14 protein-coding genes are annotated in these 14,926 nt (G+C 58.4%); 5 read left to right on the top strand and 9 right to left on the bottom strand.

Annotated features, from left to right (window positions below; genetic code table 11):
• Positions 1-13: 13 nt before the first annotated feature.
• The 5 genes from ACR0KS_RS04790 to ACR0KS_RS04770 are packed head-to-tail and all read right to left on the bottom strand — an operon-like array spanning position 14 to position 4,802.
• Positions 14-1,492 (bottom strand): aldehyde dehydrogenase, encoded by a 1,479-nt coding sequence (locus ACR0KS_RS04790; protein WP_170563169.1) that lies wholly within the window; start codon positions 1,490-1,492, stop codon positions 14-16.
• An 8-nt stretch (positions 1,493-1,500) separates the two neighbouring features.
• On the bottom strand, positions 1,501-2,535 hold the full coding sequence (locus tag ACR0KS_RS04785; protein ID WP_170563166.1) for an LLM class flavin-dependent oxidoreductase: 1,035 nt from the start codon (positions 2,533-2,535) through the stop codon (positions 1,501-1,503).
• Positions 2,535-3,455: a flavin reductase family protein gene (locus ACR0KS_RS04780; protein ID WP_170563164.1), complete on the bottom strand. Its 921-nt coding sequence runs from the start codon at positions 3,453-3,455 to the stop codon at positions 2,535-2,537. Before ACR0KS_RS04780 ends, ACR0KS_RS04785 begins: the two co-directional genes overlap by 1 nt.
• Complete coding sequence (locus ACR0KS_RS04775; protein WP_170563161.1) at positions 3,452-4,231, bottom strand: alpha/beta fold hydrolase; 780 nt, start codon at positions 4,229-4,231, stop codon at positions 3,452-3,454. The genes ACR0KS_RS04780 and ACR0KS_RS04775 overlap by 4 nt, the downstream gene beginning before the upstream one ends.
• The gene (locus ACR0KS_RS04770; protein ID WP_170563158.1) at positions 4,203-4,802 is read right to left on the bottom strand and encodes an amino acid synthesis family protein; all 600 of its coding nucleotides are present in this window, start codon (positions 4,800-4,802) and stop codon (positions 4,203-4,205) included. The genes ACR0KS_RS04775 and ACR0KS_RS04770 overlap by 29 nt, the downstream gene beginning before the upstream one ends.
• A 108-nt stretch (positions 4,803-4,910) precedes the next feature.
• Here ACR0KS_RS04770 and ACR0KS_RS04765 point away from each other — a divergent pair, with 108 nt between their 5' ends.
• From ACR0KS_RS04765 to ACR0KS_RS04745, 5 genes are all read left to right on the top strand, one after another.
• The gene (locus ACR0KS_RS04765) at positions 4,911-5,768 is read left to right on the top strand and encodes a LysR family transcriptional regulator (RefSeq protein ID WP_170563155.1); all 858 of its coding nucleotides are present in this window, start codon (positions 4,911-4,913) and stop codon (positions 5,766-5,768) included.
• Positions 5,769-5,845: 77 nt separating this feature from the next.
• Entirely contained in the window at positions 5,846-7,096 is a 1,251-nt protein-coding gene (locus ACR0KS_RS04760) for a sarcosine oxidase subunit beta family protein (protein ID WP_170563152.1), read from the top strand.
• 14 nt (positions 7,097-7,110) lie between these two features.
• Positions 7,111-7,398 carry a sarcosine oxidase subunit delta gene (locus ACR0KS_RS04755; protein WP_170563149.1) on the top strand — a complete coding sequence of 96 codons (288 nt, stop codon included), beginning with the start codon at positions 7,111-7,113 and terminating at the stop codon, positions 7,396-7,398.
• Positions 7,395-10,337 carry a sarcosine oxidase subunit alpha family protein gene (locus tag ACR0KS_RS04750; RefSeq protein ID WP_170563146.1) on the top strand — a complete coding sequence of 981 codons (2,943 nt, stop codon included), beginning with the start codon at positions 7,395-7,397 and terminating at the stop codon, positions 10,335-10,337. The genes ACR0KS_RS04755 and ACR0KS_RS04750 overlap by 4 nt, the downstream gene beginning before the upstream one ends.
• Entirely contained in the window at positions 10,330-10,890 is a 561-nt protein-coding gene (locus tag ACR0KS_RS04745) for an aminomethyltransferase family protein (RefSeq protein ID WP_170563144.1), read from the top strand. Before ACR0KS_RS04750 ends, ACR0KS_RS04745 begins: the two co-directional genes overlap by 8 nt.
• Positions 10,891-10,895: 5 nt before the next feature.
• Here the strand turns inward: ACR0KS_RS04745 and ACR0KS_RS04740 are convergent, their stop codons facing one another.
• The 4 genes from ACR0KS_RS04740 to ACR0KS_RS04725 all read right to left on the bottom strand — a co-directional run bounded on the left by ACR0KS_RS04740 (position 10,896) and on the right by ACR0KS_RS04725 (position 14,924).
• Positions 10,896-11,900 (bottom strand): helix-turn-helix domain-containing protein, encoded by a 1,005-nt coding sequence (locus ACR0KS_RS04740; RefSeq protein WP_170563141.1) that lies wholly within the window; start codon positions 11,898-11,900, stop codon positions 10,896-10,898.
• Between the two features lie 83 nt (positions 11,901-11,983).
• Positions 11,984-12,586, bottom strand: a complete 603-nt coding sequence (locus ACR0KS_RS04735) for a YrbL family protein (RefSeq protein ID WP_170563138.1) — start codon at positions 12,584-12,586, stop codon at positions 11,984-11,986.
• 182 nt (positions 12,587-12,768) lie between these two features.
• Complete coding sequence (locus tag ACR0KS_RS04730) at positions 12,769-14,178, bottom strand: SLC5/6 family protein (RefSeq protein ID WP_170563135.1); 1,410 nt, start codon at positions 14,176-14,178, stop codon at positions 12,769-12,771.
• Complete coding sequence (locus tag ACR0KS_RS04725; RefSeq protein WP_170563132.1) at positions 14,178-14,924, bottom strand: methyltransferase domain-containing protein; 747 nt, start codon at positions 14,922-14,924, stop codon at positions 14,178-14,180. Before ACR0KS_RS04725 ends, ACR0KS_RS04730 begins: the two co-directional genes overlap by 1 nt.
• Between the last annotated feature and the right edge of the window lie 2 nt (positions 14,925-14,926).

Here is a 14,926-nt window from a genome sequence, read left to right as displayed (position 1 = left end):
TTTCTGCCCAGATTTAGCGCATTACAAACGGGTTCGCCATCGGCTCTTGCGCGGTGCTGATCCAAGTTGTTTTGGTCCGCGTGTAATCCAGAACCGCCTCGACCCCGGCCTCGCGCCCATAGCCGGATTGGTTGAACCCGCCAAATGGCGCGATGGGAGAGATTGCGCGATACGTATTCACCCAGCAAATCCCAGCCCTGATCTGCTTGGAAACCCTGTGCGCCCGCGCAAGGTTCTGGGTGAAGACACCCGACCCAAGCCCGTAGGGTGTGGCATTGGCCAGTGCGATGGCCTCCTCCTCGGTATCAAACGGCAACAGAGACATCACAGGGCCAAACATCTCGACCTTCAGGGTTTCCGTTTCGGCCGAGTTGCACTGGACCAGCGTCGGATTCATGTAGTTCCCCGGCCTGTCTGCGGTTTCCCCACCAAACCGGATCACCGCACCCTGCCCGCGTGCGGTGGCCAGCGTCTCTTGGATTTTGAGAACCTGAGCCCTCGTACATAGCGGGCCAACATGCGTGTCACCATGCAAAGGATCACCCACCCGAATGGCGCGGGATTTTTCCTCGATCCGTTCGATCAGCGACTCCAATATGGGCCGGTGCACCAACCCTCGCGTTCCCGCAACGCAGCTTTGGCCTGACGCGCCGAAATTACCGGCAATCAGACCGTTCGCTGCCCCATCCAAATCCGCATCCTCAAACACCAGAATCGGGGATTTTCCGCCCAGTTCCAGAGATGTAACCGCGAAATTCTCGGCCGAGTTTCGCACAACGTGGCGCGCGGTTTCCGGCCCGCCTGTGAAAGCGATACGATCCACATCGGGGTGGCGCGTCAGGGGAATTGCGCAATTCTCGGCATCCCCGGAAATGACCGACACAACACCCGGCGGGAAACCGGCCTCGTCGATCAGACGAGCGAATTCCAGCATCGGGGCCGGAGCGATTTCCGAGGCTTTGAGAACAACGGCGCACCCAGCCGCAAGAGCGGGGCCAAGTTTTGTTGCCGTCAGGAACATCTGCGCGTTCCACGGCACGATCGCCGCAACCACACCTATTGGTTCACGGGTCGTAAACACGTGCATGTCCGGTTTGTCGATTGGCAAAACAGTCCCTTCGACCTTATCCGCCAATCCAGCGAAATACCGGTAGTAATCCGCGACATACCCTGTTTGCGCCGCAGTTTCCGCCAGCAACTTACCGCTGTCCGTTGTCTCAAGCTCGGCCAGACGCGAGGCGTTTTCTGCAACCAGATCAGCCAGTCGATACAGCAGTTTCCCCCGAGCGGTAGCTGACAGATCGCGCCACAACGGATCGTCCAACGCGCGTTTAGCAGCCGCGACAGCGCGATCAACATCCTCGGGCGCGGCGCAGGCAAAGGTCGCCCAACCTTGACCGGTGGCGGGGTTTTCAGACGTCATGACCTGTGACGACGCGCCTTCGGTCCGGCTGCCATCAATGAAAAGCTGAAAGTGCGGCAAGTTACCCATCGTGATCCTCACTGAAAAACAGGCATGACTTCATCAATGAACCGAGCCAACGACGCGCGTTTGCGATCGTTGGTCATTCCACTGTCGATCCAGAACGAAAACTCATCATAGCCCAAATCCTCGTACCGTTTGATCCGGTCGATGACCTGCTGCGGGGTGCCGACGGTCAGATCGGCCGCCAGCTTCTCGGTCGTGTACATCGGGTTCGCGTCCATCTCGTCCGATGAGATCGGTTTGATCAGACCCTGAGTGATCGGGCGTTTGTTCAGGAACCAAGCCCCGAAATAGTTGTAATACCGACGCAAATCCTGAACGCCACGGGCGACATCATCCTCGTCCGCGCCGACATATGTGTGATGCAGCAGCATAATCTTAGGACGCGGCCCAGAATAGCTGTTGCAGGCGTCGTTGAACCGCCCCATCAACGTTTCGATCTCTTCCACGCCTTGCCACAAGGGGGTGACCTGAATGTTAAACCCATTGTGGACGCCGAATTCGTGGCTGTTGGGATCGCGCGCCGCGATCCAGATCGGGGGTCCGTCTTTCTGCACTGGCTTTGGCGCGGACGTGGTTGCAGGGAAGGAATAGAACTCTCCGTCATGCGCACAATCGCCCCGCCAGATTTCTTTCAATAACGGGGTCGTCTCACGCATCCTTTGACCCGCCTCCCATGCGTCCATTCCCGGCATAAGGCGCTCGTATTCAAAGGAATATGCGCCGCGCGCGATCCCCAGCTCTATTCGCCCTTTGGTGATCTGATCCGCCGCCGCAGCCTCACCCGCCAGCTTGATCGGGTGCCAGAATGGGGCGACGACCGTCCCGGTCCCCAAACGAACATTGCGGGTGTGATGCGCCAGATCGACCAGTGACAGGAACGGATTCGGCGCGATGGTGAATTCCATCCCGTGATGCTCTCCCGTCCAGACCGCGCGCATCCCGCCCTCATCCGCCATTTTAACAAGCCCGACAAATTCATCGTACAAAACGTCATGAGGCTGATCCGGCGTCAGGCGTTCCATATGGGCAAACAGAGAAAACTCCATCAACGGGCTCCTTCATTCAAACTGTGGATGTCACCCTGTTTCGCGTCACCAAGGTAGAGAGAGAAGTTCCCCTCCTGCGCCTCGACCGCAAAGCGGGCCATCATGTCGTGGATGGCTTGGGTGGTGTAAGTGAGCTTTGGCAATGCGTCGACGGGCACCCATTTGGCGCTGTCTACCGCAGGTGTTTCGTGGCAGGAGGCCAGGAAAAACGTATAGTGCAGACCGCTTCCCGCGTCGCTGAAAGAGGAATACACCTGATCGACCCGCGCTGGCACACCTCGGTCTGCCAGCCCTTGCGCCAGCCTATTGCGCTGACCTCCGGGTTCGACGCCTGCGATCTGTAGCGGCCGGTACCGACCGTTGTGAATCTCAAGCAAAACGTGGCGCTTTGATCGCACCAACGCGCCGCAGATCGTCGGCTCTTTCGCGTCGATCTCACGTTCCAGACCCAGGCTGAAATACGAGCCCCCGACATAGCCCAGACCATTGCCCCTGGCGTGCGAAAACTCCTCAACCCGGCCAATCAGAACCGTATGATCCCCGGCAGGGACTGCGGTATGTGTTTCACAACAGAATTGGGCCAGTGCCCCTTGGATCAATGGCAGGTCACCTAACCCCCTGGAGTGGTCGACCTTGGCAAAGCGATCGCCTTTGTAGCTGGCGAAGGTGTTGGACACCTCCCGCTGTCCCTCAGACAGGATGTTGACTGCAAAATGCGAGCATTTGCCGAATACATTATGGCTGGACAGAAACTTGCCCGGACAGACCAACAGCAATGGTGGATCCAGCGATACGGACGAAAACGAGTTTGCCGTGAATCCAACTGGGACCCCGTTTTGATCAAGTGTGGTCACAACGGTCACACCGGTCATGAAACTGCCGAAAGCGTCGCGCAGCGCCCTTGGGTCGATAGATGTCATGTCAGGCACTCCTGTACGAACCCCAACAGAATAGAATTGACCTCAACCGGGTGTGTCATTGGCATCATGTGGGCCGCGCTGGATACGATCTCGGCACGTCCCTGCGCCACCAGACCCGCCATTTTGCGGGACATTTCCGGAGTAGAATTCGGCTCGTCCGCGCCTGTCATAAACAACGCCGGACGCGTGATTTTCGACAGGTCTTCATCCGACAACCCATCGCTTTCGGCAAAGACGCTGTAGGCGGCTTTGTAGGCCGCAGGATTTACCTCAGTCAGCCATTGTGCACAGGCTTCGCGTTCCTTGGTTTCTTGATCTCGGAACCAACGGGTTAGCGTGCCTGACGGGTCATTCGGTCCATCGGCACTCAAAGACGTAGCGCGTGCCATAACCGCCTGACGCGCCTTGGGATCGCGCCGATAGACGGCGTTCAGGGCGGCAACACCCCTTACATGCTCATGACCGGATGCGGCCAGTGATAAGGCCACCAACGCGCCCATAGAATGTCCGACCAAAACGGCTGGCTCGGACAACAGGGATTCAACGGGTTTAACGTAGCTGAGCAGCCCATCAGGGCTACGGAACACCGAGCGGCCATGCCCAGACATGTCCGGGCACAACACGCGAAAACCTGCCGCGACAAACGCATCAATCTGCGCATTCCACGCCTCAGCCCGCAGGCCCACCCCGTGCAGCAGGATGACCAGCGGCCCCTCGCCTGCGTCTATAGCGGCGAGGTTACCAAACTCAGACCGAGGCCGGGTTGTCCACGTCATGGCCCAGATCCTTCAAATCCTGATAGCGGTCCCCAATACGATGATGTGGCCGCCCCGAGGTCGCACCGCCCAGAACCACGACAACCTCTTCGGCGCGCGGCGCATCGGGGATGGCGAATTGCAGCGTCAGGTAGTGCGACCGACGGCCCGCGTCGTTCTTATCCATCATCGGCACCATGATCGGAGTGTTAGCGGGGCCGCGTGTATTGGTGAAAGACAGATAGGATTTCGCACCAACCGCCTGCCGGAAGATGTTCCCGAAATGCAGAGTGTGGATCAGGCCCGAGGCGTGCTCGACCTCTCCGTCCAGCCCGACGACGGCTGCCTTGCCATAGGCTTCGATCGCGTCGCCCCCTCCGGCCAGCGCTATCATTCGGCTGGTCAGCAGCTCTCCTAAGATCGGACCGAAGGCAAGAATTTCAGCGCGCAGATCGTCGACATACCGCCCGGCCCACGGGTTCGACACAACGGCAGCGACGGCAAACATACGCCAGGGACGGTCGGCCTTGCGAAACCCTTCGACCAGAACTTCCTCATCATAGGTTACGATTTTTCGGATGTTTGGCTTCACGATGGCCCCCTTGTTTTAGTCAGGGAAAATATCACCGCCGGAATCATCTTTTGACAAACGAAAGAACTTTGGCCTTAGGTATTACCATCACTAATAGGTCAATTACCGATGGCAAAAACACTGCCCCCGCTTACATGGTTCAGATCGTTTGAAGCCGCCGCGCGCAGGCTAAGTTCCACCGCCGCCGCCGACGAGATCGGCCTGACACAATCCGCCGTCAGCCAGCAAATCCGCGCGCTTGAGACGCGACTGGGTGTGGTCCTGTTTCACCGCCACGCCCGTGGTCTTTCCCTAACGGATGAAGGCCGCAAGCTGTTGCCGCAGGTCGAAGCCGCGCTTGAGATGCTAGAGGCCGCCGCCTCGCCCTACCTGACCGAGCAAAAAGCGCGGCATATCACCGTGGCGGCCTCGATCAGTATCATTGAATGGGTCATAGCGCCCGCCCTGCCCGAGTTCCAATCGCAACATCCCGAAACATCAGTGCGATTTGTCAGCACGATCTGGCCCGACGAATACGCAGCCTCTCGCGCGGATATCGAAATCAGGTTCGGGTCAGAAAAGCAGGTCGGCAAGAACGCGGTTCCGTTGCGGCCCAACCGTCTAGTTCCAGTCAAGGCACCTTCTTTGGATGGTGATCTGCAAACTTTGCCCCTAATCGAATCGGTGGGGACCTCCGACAGTTGGGCTTCGTGGTCCGAGGCAACTGGCCAACAGGTCGGACACCCGACCTACTACGTGGATTCTTACGGACTGGCACTGCAACTCGCGGTTACTGGAAACGGCGTGGCCTTGGTGAATTCGATTGTCGCGGCCCACGCCCTGAAAACCGGGGCAATTCAACCCGCTTTTGATGAATTCGCTTCGGCCAGCGAGGGGTATTACCTTTCAGTCCAACGCGACTCCGCGGAAGTGTCCGAATTTGCGGACTGGTTCTCGGGCTTGGTGCGTTCTCAGGCCGGGGTCTGATTCAGACATGTCGATGTCGCATCTGAGGATATCCAACCGCAACAAAATAGTGAATTCTGGCGAAAAAGGTCCGATTCATGCGATATTCCGGCTTTCGAGTCATCAAAGAGGCGCTTACCGGCCATAAAGGCTGGAAACCGGTCTGGCGCGAGCCTGAGCCCAAGCCGCATTATGACGTCATCATCATCGGTGGCGGTGGTCATGGGCTGGCCACGGCGCATTACCTGTCCAAGGTCTATGGTCAACGCAACGTGGCCGTGGTCGAGAAAGGCTGGATCGGGGGCGGCAATGTGGGGCGGAACACAACGATTGTGCGCTCGAACTATTTGCTGGACGGGAATGAGCCCTTCTACGAATTCTCGCTGAAACTGTGGGAGGGGCTAGAACAAGACCTCAACTACAACGCCATGATGAGCCAGCGCGGGATCATCAACCTGTTCCATACAGACGGTCAGCGCGACGCCTATATACGGCGCGGCAATGCGATGATCCTGAACGGTGCGGATGCCGAGTTGCTGGACGCCGATCAGGTCCGCGCCGAGCATCCCTATCTGAATTTCGACGACGCCCGCTTTCCTATCAAGGGCGGCTTGGTCCAGCGCCGTGCAGGGACAGCCCGCCATGACGCGGTGGCCTGGGGTTATGCGCGGTCTGCGGATTTACACGGCGTCGACATCATCCAGAATTGCGAGGTCACGGGCCTGCGGATTGAAAACGGCACTTGTCTGGGGATTGAGACCACCAAGGGCTTTATCGGGGCCAGCAAAGTGGGCTCCGCAGTCGCAGGCAATTCCAGCCGCGTTATGGGCATGGCCGGGATGCGGTTGCCCATTGAAAGCCACGTCCTGCAAGCGTTTGTGTCCGAGGGGCTGAAACCGGTCTTGCCCAGCGTCATCACCTTTGGCGCGGGACATTTCTATGTCAGCCAGTCCGATAAGGGCGGGCTGGTTTTTGGTGGCGATATCGACGGCTACAACACCTATGCCCAACGCGGCAACCTGCCCGTGGTCGAGGATGTTTGCGAGGGCGGCATGGCCCTGATGCCCATGATCGGTCGCGCGCGGTTGCTGCGGATGTGGGGCGGTGTGATGGATATGTCGATGGATGGCTCTCCCATCATCGACCACACCCCGGTTCAGGGGCTCTATTTCAACGGAGGCTGGTGTTACGGCGGGTTCAAGGCCACACCTGCCTCGGGCTATTGTTTTGCGCATCTGCTGGCAAAAGATGAACCGCACCCCGTAGCCACCGCCTATCGTCTGGACCGGTTCCGCACCGGCCGGATGATCGACGAAAAAGGCGCGGGCAACCAGCCCAACCTGCACTAAGGGGGACACCAGACATGATCATAAACCACCCCCTTCTTGGGCCACGCGATGCCTCAGAGTTCACCTATCTGGGCGACGCTTCCCTGATCGACCGGCCCGACGGGATGGGCGAGAGTGCCGCTGACGCGTTCTATGACTACGCCTATCTGCGCGACAACCCTGCCGGTGAGCACCGTGAGCTTTGGTATCACGAGGCCGGGGATCGCTCGTGGCTGGTCGTCACCCGCAATACACTGACCCATGAGATTTCCAAGGTGGAACTGGCCCGCGATGTGGCCCGCGCGCGGGGACGTTCAAAATGACGCAAACAAACCGACTGAACGGCGGGCAGATCGACCGTAATACAACTCTGAACTTCTATTTTGACGGTCGCCGCTATACCGCGCACCCCGGTGATACGTTGGCCTCGGCACTACTGGCCAACAATGTGCGACTGATCGGGCGGTCGTTCAAATACCATCGCCCGCGCGGGCTGCTGACGGCAGGGTCCGAGGAACCCAACGGCATGGTGGAACTGCGCAGCGGAGCTCACAAAGAACCCAACACCCGCGCCACGACGATTGAGATGTTCGACGGGTTGCTGGCAAACTCGCAAAACCGTTGGCCCAGCCTGCGGTTCGATGCGCTGGCGGTGAATGACCTGTTCTCGAACTTCCTGTCGGCGGGGTTCTACTACAAAACCTTCATGTGGCCCGCCGCGTTTTGGGAGAAGCTGTACGAACCCATCATCCGCCGCGCCGCTGGCCTTGGGTCGCTTTCGATGCAGGCCGACCCGGATGAATACGACAAAGGTTTCCGTCACTGCGATCTGCTGATCATCGGTGCTGGACCTGCGGGTCTGATGGCGGCGCTGACCGCCGGGCGTGCGGGTGCTGATGTCATTCTGGCGGATGAGGATTTCACCCTCGGTGGACGTCTGAACAGTGAGACATTCCCGGTTGGAGATCAAAGCGCCCCCGATTGGGCGGCGCAGGCGGTTGCAGAACTGTCCGCAATGCCCAACGTCCGGTTGATGCCGCGCACTACGGTGATCGGCGCATTCGACCACGGCATCTATGGCGCCGTCGAACGAACCGGAGATCACCTGCCCTCGCTGCCCGCTGGCAAACCGCGCCAGATCCTGTGGCGGATCTACAGCCAAAAAGCGCTGCTGTGCGCCGGGGCAACCGAGCGGCCGATTGCGTTTGAAAACAACGACCGTCCCGGCATCATGACCGCCAGCGCGTTGCGGACCTACGCCAATCGCTTTGCAGTGAAGGCCGCGCCTCGGGTTGCGATCTTTACCAACAATAATGACGGCCACCGCACCGCCGCTGATCTGCACGCCAAGGGCGTCAAGATTGCCGCTGTGGTGGATGTGCGCGAAGATGCTCCGCTCAGTTATGACTATGAGGTGCTCAAGGGCGCGCAGGTTGTGAACACTAAGGGCCGTCTGGGTCTGAGCTTTGTCGAAGTTGCCCTGCCCGACGGCTCGACCCGCACTGTGGATTGCGGCGCGCTGGGCGTGTCGGGCGGCTGGAACCCGAATGTGCACCTGACCTGCCACCAGCGAGGGCGGCCTGCATGGGACGACGCGCTGGCTGCCTTCGTTCCGGGTCAAGACCTGCCGGTCGGCATGTCCGTCGCAGGCGCGGCCAACGGCGTCATGTCTACGCATGGAGCGTTGCAGTCAGGGGCCGAGGCCACCGCAACTGCACTGGACCTGACCGCACTGCCTGACCTGCCCGAAGCCGAGGACGCGCCCGTCACGCAAAAGCCGTTCTGGTATGTGCAGGGTTGTAAGCGGGCTTGGGTCGATCAGCAGAACGACGTGACCGTCAAAGATGTGAAGCTCAGCTATCAGGAGGGCTTCCGCTCGGTCGAGCACCTGAAACGCTATACCACGCTGGGCATGGCAACCGATCAGGGAAAGACCTCGAACATCACGGGCCTTGCGATCATGGCCGAGGTCGCAGGCAAGACGATCCCCGAGACCGGCACCACCATCTTCCGCCCGCCCTATACCCCCGTGCCCATCGGCGCCTTCGCGGGCCGCATGACCGGTAAAGAGTTCCACCCGACCCGCCTGACCCCGTCGCACCATTGGGCCAAGGAGCGCGGCGCAGTGTTTGTCGAGGCCGGGAACTGGCTGCGCGCGCAGTGGTTCCCCCGACCGGGTGAGACGCACTGGCGCGAATCCGTCGACCGTGAGGTGCGCCAGACCCGTGCCTCGGTCGGGGTGTGCGACTGTACAACGCTAGGCAAGATCGACGTGCAAGGCACGGATGCTGCCGAATTCCTCAACCGCGTTTACGCCAACGGCTTTGCCAAGCTGGCGGTTGGTAAAACCCGCTATGGTCTGATGCTGCGCGAGGATGGAATGGTCATGGATGACGGCACCGCCGCGCGGCTGGCCGAGGATCATTTCGTCGTCACCACCACAACCGCAAACGCCGTAAGTGTCTATCGCCACATGGAATTCGCGCGTCAGTGCCTGTTCCCGGACATGGATGTGCAACTGATCTCGACCACCGATGGCTGGGCCCAATACGCGGTAGCGGGGCCGAATTCACGCAAGCTGCTGCAAAAGATCGTGGACCCGGACTTCGATATCTCGAACGAAGCGTTCCCCTTCATGGCCTGCGGCAAGATCACCGTGTGCGGCGGGTTGCGGGCGCGGCTGTTCCGCATCTCGTTCTCGGGCGAATTGGCGTTCGAGATCGCAGTGCCCTCTCGATACGGCGACGCGCTGATGCGCCGGTTGATGGCTGAGGGTGAGGAGTTCGACGTCACACCCTATGGCACCGAAGCGCTGAGCGTGATGCGGATCGAAAAGGGCCATCCGGTCGGCAATGAGCTGAACGGAACCACCACAGCGTTGAACCTTGGCATGGGCAAGATGGTGTCGAAGAAGAAAGACAGCATCGGCTCGGTCTTGTCCGAACGCGAGGCGTTGACCGCGCCGGATGTGTTGAAACTGGTCGGGTTAAAGCCAGTTGCCCCCGAAGACAAAGTCACCGCCGGAGGGCACTTGATGAACGCCGATGGCCCCGTCGATGCTGCGCATGATCAGGGGTATGTGACCTCGGTGGCCTATTCCCCCAGTCTGAGCAGCAATATCGGTCTGGGCCTGCTGAAACGGGGCGATGAAAGGCTGGGCGAGAAGATGCGTCTTGTCTCCCCGCTGACCGATCTGACGGTCGAGGTTGAGATCGTCTCGGCCCATTTCATTGACCCGGAAGGAGAACGTCTGCGTGCATAATCTTGTCGCGATAACTGCCCTCGGCGGGTCCGAGCCGCGTGTGGATACCGTTGGTCCGGTCACCTGCACCGAAACCCCCGGCGTGGCCTTGGCCTCGGTCGCTGCGCGTCTGGGAAAGGAGACAGCGGCGCAAAAGGCTTTGGCCAAGATGATCGGAGCACCAGCGCCCGAGGTTCAGCGATTTACCGGAGATCAAGTAATCGCCTTTTGGGCGGGGCCAGATCAATGGATGCTCGAAGCGCCCTTTGACAGCCACGAAGACCTTGCGGATCAGGTGAAGGCGACCCTTGGCCAAACAGCCTCGGTCACGGAACAAACGGATGCTTGGGCGCGGTTCGATTTGCGCGGCGATGGGATCAATGCGGTTCTGGAACTTCTGTGCCAATTGGACCTGCGCCAGTTTCCGGCCGGCCACGCCGCGCGCAGTTCAATTCACCATATCGGGTGTTTCGTCCTGTGCCGCAGCGCCGACCATGTCAGCCTTTATGGTCCCAGATCCTCGGCCGGGTCACTGCATCATGCGATCATCGCAGCTATGAGATCAGCCCACTAAGCCAATCAGACCGAGGGCAGCGGCGCGTTGTCCTCGACCCTGAATCGGTTGATCCTGCGCCGATCCTCGCTGGGGCTGAGGCCGAAGGCAGATCGGTAATGAGTGACCATGGGTGCAACGGACCCATAGCCAATAGCGGCAGCGATTTCCGAGATCGGGTCCTTGGTGTAGACAACCATCTGGCGCGCGGCCTTCATGCGCATAGAGCGGTAGTAATGGCTGGGGCTCTGGCCCGTCGCCTGCTTGAATGCACGTTCGATCTGCCGAGGGGTAACACCCATGTGCTCAGCAACTTTCGCGATCGAAATCGGCTGGCTCATATATCCCTCGAACAACTCAATACACCGCGCAACCAGCGCCGGAAACCTATCGCCAGTTTCCGGCGCAGTGGCGTAGGGTACTTGCTGTCGCACCCCTGCCCCACGCATCATCGGGTGCTGGAACCAGCACGCCACCTCATGCGCTGTATCCGCGCCCAGTCGATCCTGGATCAGGTGAAGCGCCAAATCAAAGCCCGCAGCGGCACCAGCCGCAGTGCAGCGCGTCTGCGTTCGGACTATGACTTCGCTACGACTGTCAACCTCTGGAAACTCAGCTTCAAACGCAGCTTCATAGCACCAGTGCACCGAGACAGGCTGCCCGGCCATAGCCCCCGACCGGACCAAGGGGAAAACTCCGCCACTGATCCCACCCAAAACAGTTCCGTGACGCCCAAGATTGCGCAGCGCTCCGTTTCCAAGGCGGATGTCATCGAAACGCGATGTCGGGCTGCTGAGCAAAAAGAGGATGTCAATGTCCTTGCAATCCGTCAGGGCGCGTTCGGCCTCGAAGCCAACCCCGGCGCTTGACTGCACCTTTTCGCCCCGCTCAGACAGCAAAACCCAACAGAAAGCCTCTTGCCCGGCGATTTCATTGGCTGCACGCAGCGGCTCAATCACCGAGGTGAGGCACGCCATTGGGAAGCCGTCAAACAGAAGAAATCCGATCTGGGTCTTATCTTTGGTGTGCATGCCGCTGACTTAACAGGAAAACGATCAGAAAGTCGAAAACGCGCGTCTATAGTCTATCTTGCATTAGACCTGCTTCGGCGAGGTCAAACACCAAACCCCCGGCCCAAACGGTCGCGACGACGCTTAATTGACAAGCGGAAGGCCCAGTCGCTGACCAAGGCCAGCGGGAACAACACTCGTTCACCCACCCCATCAATAACGACCAACTTACCGCCGCGTTCCTGCGCACGCACGACGTTTTCAAGGCCCATGTCGCCGACGATGATCCGGCCTTTTTCCAGATCGTCAAACAGCTCCATAAGTTCAGCATGTAGACGTTTTAAACCCTCGGGATTGCCCTTCAACGCCACCTTCTCGGATTGAACGGTCGGCGCGAGGTCGCCGTTCGGACCTGTTAGTTTTTCAACCACAATCGCTGGCCCATGCGAGGTCGAAGCATAGCCCATGAACCGCGCAAGACGCTCGATCTCTGGGCAGCCGCGATGTAGCGCGGCAAGGTATTCATTGGCTTCGCGGTTCCACTGTCGCAGGTTTCCATAACGTCTCTCGGCATACCGGGGGATGACGTGGTTGCGCACTGGTATGTCAACTCTGACCTTTAGCAACGCGTCTTGATGCTTGGGGTGCTGAAATATGAGATAGTTGCGGCTTTTACGCAAAGGTTCCAATTTACTCAGATCAATCATGATGCCTGCTGCCTTTGGTCATTTGCGGAACGTCCCGCAGGTGCGTTTAATGCCCAACTGAACCTCGTTCATAAAACCATCTTTTAGTTGTTACAAATTTCTTTTTCTCGACCCAGCTTTGACCATCGCGAACACTTCACCACGGCCTTCGCTGGGGTCTACAGCGCCTAAAAAATGCGATACTAGGGTCCCATTGGCGCGGGCGGAAGCAGAATAAAGGCTTGCTTACCAATAGTTTCGACAATCGGGACATGAGTCCACGTGCGCGGCTGGAACGGGGGATCGACATCCTCACACGACTCGGGCGTTTCCTGGCAGGCGAAAACCTCTGCGCCGGTGAGGTAAGTCAAGCGCAAGCGCAATCCCCTGAAATGTTGAATGCCGGCCCGGTAAGCACCATTCAATCCCGAATAGTGACCATAGATATGAATGGTCTCGGTGCCCTCGGGTATCTCCGCCGCAATTCCGCGCGTGGTCTGTTGCCAAGGCGGTATTACAATATATGTCAAATTGACGAAATGGGATAGCTTCAACATCATAATACACATAATGGCGATACGCGCGATACTTGCCATCCTGCCAGGCGTCTTGGACAAGTTGAGTGTTGCGAGAGTGAATGTAAGTCCAAACAAAAGCCAGATCCAACCAAAGGCTCGAACCGGAACGAGAACGCCGGACATCACTGATTTGGCGAGCAAGGGCGCAAGCCCTGCCAGCACAGCGGCCAGAATGGAAACAGCGACAAACGGTTGCTGGCTAAACAGGATTCCCCACGCAATCGCGACAAGTACAAGAAGTATGCCGCCGTTACGCTCGACACCTGCGCCAAATTGTTTGACCGTGTCATGAAGGTATAGTTTCAGCTTGCCCAGATTAGCGATCAAATCCTCAATGGTTTTGACCTCAGTAGGCGTTCGCCATTCGGCAATCGGAATGCCAAAAACCCCGTGATAGAAATAATTCAGGCTATAGACGGACAATAAGGCGACCGCGAGGCTTGCAAAAAACACAGCCAGTGTAATCGCAAGGCTCTTGTAGGTTTGCGGCGCCTTGTGAGACATCACCACCAAGGTCATCAAAAGGAACGGATATGTGGTGTACGCCATAAAGGACAGCGGCACCCCTACGAACAACAGCGCAAGCGAAGCCCTGTGCGGAAGGAAAACGACCAACAGAGCGAAGATCGTAATAACCCAAACACCCAGCAAAAGCGTATTGAACCACAACATGATCTTGAACGCAGGGATCGACAACACCACAAACAAGGCAAAAAAGCCTTTGAACCAAACCGGCGCATCTCGTCCCAGCACAATAACGGATGACGAGGCGGAAAAAATCGACCACGCGAGTATGTACAACACAAAATTGACCTGAGAGGGCCAGAAAACCGGTCGGAACTGCCACCAGTAGTTCAGCCACCGCCCCTCGTCCAACGCTTTAAAATAAGCTATGCGCTTGTGGCCCAAAAGTGCCGGAAAATCATCATGCCGGACCAAAGGATCGGAAAGCAGCGGGGCGTAAATCACCAGCGAGGCCGTGAAACAAATCACCCACAGGCGGAACAAATCTTGCCACAAAGGTTTTGCGTTCATCATTGGCTCCGGTGCGAGCGCGCAATAACGGATGCGCGCGCCTGGGCGATTTTCGTGACAGTTGCCTGAGGCAGTCTTCGGACGATGAATTTGCGTATATTCCAGCCGAGCGTGCCCACTTCCTTCAATCCACCAGGTTCAACCTTGGTTTCCAGAACATCTGCGGGAAGTGTCGCGGCACCTGCTTCATTCGCATACAAAACGCTGTTGTAGCGATACCAAGGTTCGATTGACGCATCACTGAACAGAATGGGGCGAATACAGTCGTATGCCGTGAAACCTTGTTCCGCAAAAAGACCCTGCCAGAAAGACAGGGGTTGTTCGTTAATGTGAAACTCGCCGCCCTGCCCCGGAACCGCCGCTGAAAACAGAACCAGATCGCTGTGGGACGTCAGGCTTTGAACCAAGCTGGCGGACGCTTCGCTGGGAAGATGCTCGCCAACCTCAAGGGATTGCGCCAAACCGAACTTCCTCCCAAGATCGACCGGGTGGCTTAGGTCTCTGCCAAAAAAGCAATCCTTTGGAATAGCCAGAGTTTCTCGGTCGACATAGTCTCCGTCCACGCCCGCCACGTCCCGGCAACCGGCTGCCGCCCATTCCGACAGCCACACACCTCGGCCACAGCCAAAATCCACAACACTGCTTGGCTTGATCCAGGATTGCAGGCAGTCAATTAGCTGAATGGCAGACCGCCTTGCGCCGCGATCAATGTAGTCAAAGAACTCGTTTGAATAGATATGCGACATGG

The organism is Ruegeria sp. BC7, from assembly GCF_056539165.1.
Note: the sequence above shows the minus strand (reverse complement) of the source record. Positions and strands in the feature narration are given on the sequence as shown.

What these genes read in the sequence shown, in the direction of transcription:
- ACR0KS_RS04790 (WP_170563169.1), bottom strand. Translation starts at nt 1,492, where the DNA reads ATGGGTAACTTGCCGCACTTTCAGCTTTTCATTGATGGCAGCCGGACC.
- ACR0KS_RS04785 (WP_170563166.1), bottom strand. Translation starts at nt 2,535, where the DNA reads ATGGAGTTTTCTCTGTTTGCCCATATGGAACGCCTGACGCCGGATCAG.
- ACR0KS_RS04780 (WP_170563164.1), bottom strand. Translation starts at nt 3,455, where the DNA reads ATGACATCTATCGACCCAAGGGCGCTGCGCGACGCTTTCGGCAGTTTC.
- ACR0KS_RS04775 (WP_170563161.1), bottom strand. Translation starts at nt 4,231, where the DNA reads ATGACGTGGACAACCCGGCCTCGGTCTGAGTTTGGTAACCTCGCCGCT.
- ACR0KS_RS04765 (WP_170563155.1), top strand. Translation starts at nt 4,911, where the DNA reads ATGGCAAAAACACTGCCCCCGCTTACATGGTTCAGATCGTTTGAAGCC.
- ACR0KS_RS04760 (WP_170563152.1), top strand. Translation starts at nt 5,846, where the DNA reads ATGCGATATTCCGGCTTTCGAGTCATCAAAGAGGCGCTTACCGGCCAT.
- ACR0KS_RS04755 (WP_170563149.1), top strand. Translation starts at nt 7,111, where the DNA reads ATGATCATAAACCACCCCCTTCTTGGGCCACGCGATGCCTCAGAGTTC.
- ACR0KS_RS04750 (WP_170563146.1), top strand. Translation starts at nt 7,395, where the DNA reads ATGACGCAAACAAACCGACTGAACGGCGGGCAGATCGACCGTAATACA.
- ACR0KS_RS04740 (WP_170563141.1), bottom strand. Translation starts at nt 11,900, where the DNA reads ATGCACACCAAAGATAAGACCCAGATCGGATTTCTTCTGTTTGACGGC.
- ACR0KS_RS04735 (WP_170563138.1), bottom strand. Translation starts at nt 12,586, where the DNA reads ATGATTGATCTGAGTAAATTGGAACCTTTGCGTAAAAGCCGCAACTAT.
- ACR0KS_RS04730 (WP_170563135.1), bottom strand. Translation starts at nt 14,178, where the DNA reads ATGAACGCAAAACCTTTGTGGCAAGATTTGTTCCGCCTGTGGGTGATT.
- ACR0KS_RS04725 (WP_170563132.1), bottom strand. Translation starts at nt 14,924, where the DNA reads ATGTCGCATATCTATTCAAACGAGTTCTTTGACTACATTGATCGCGGC.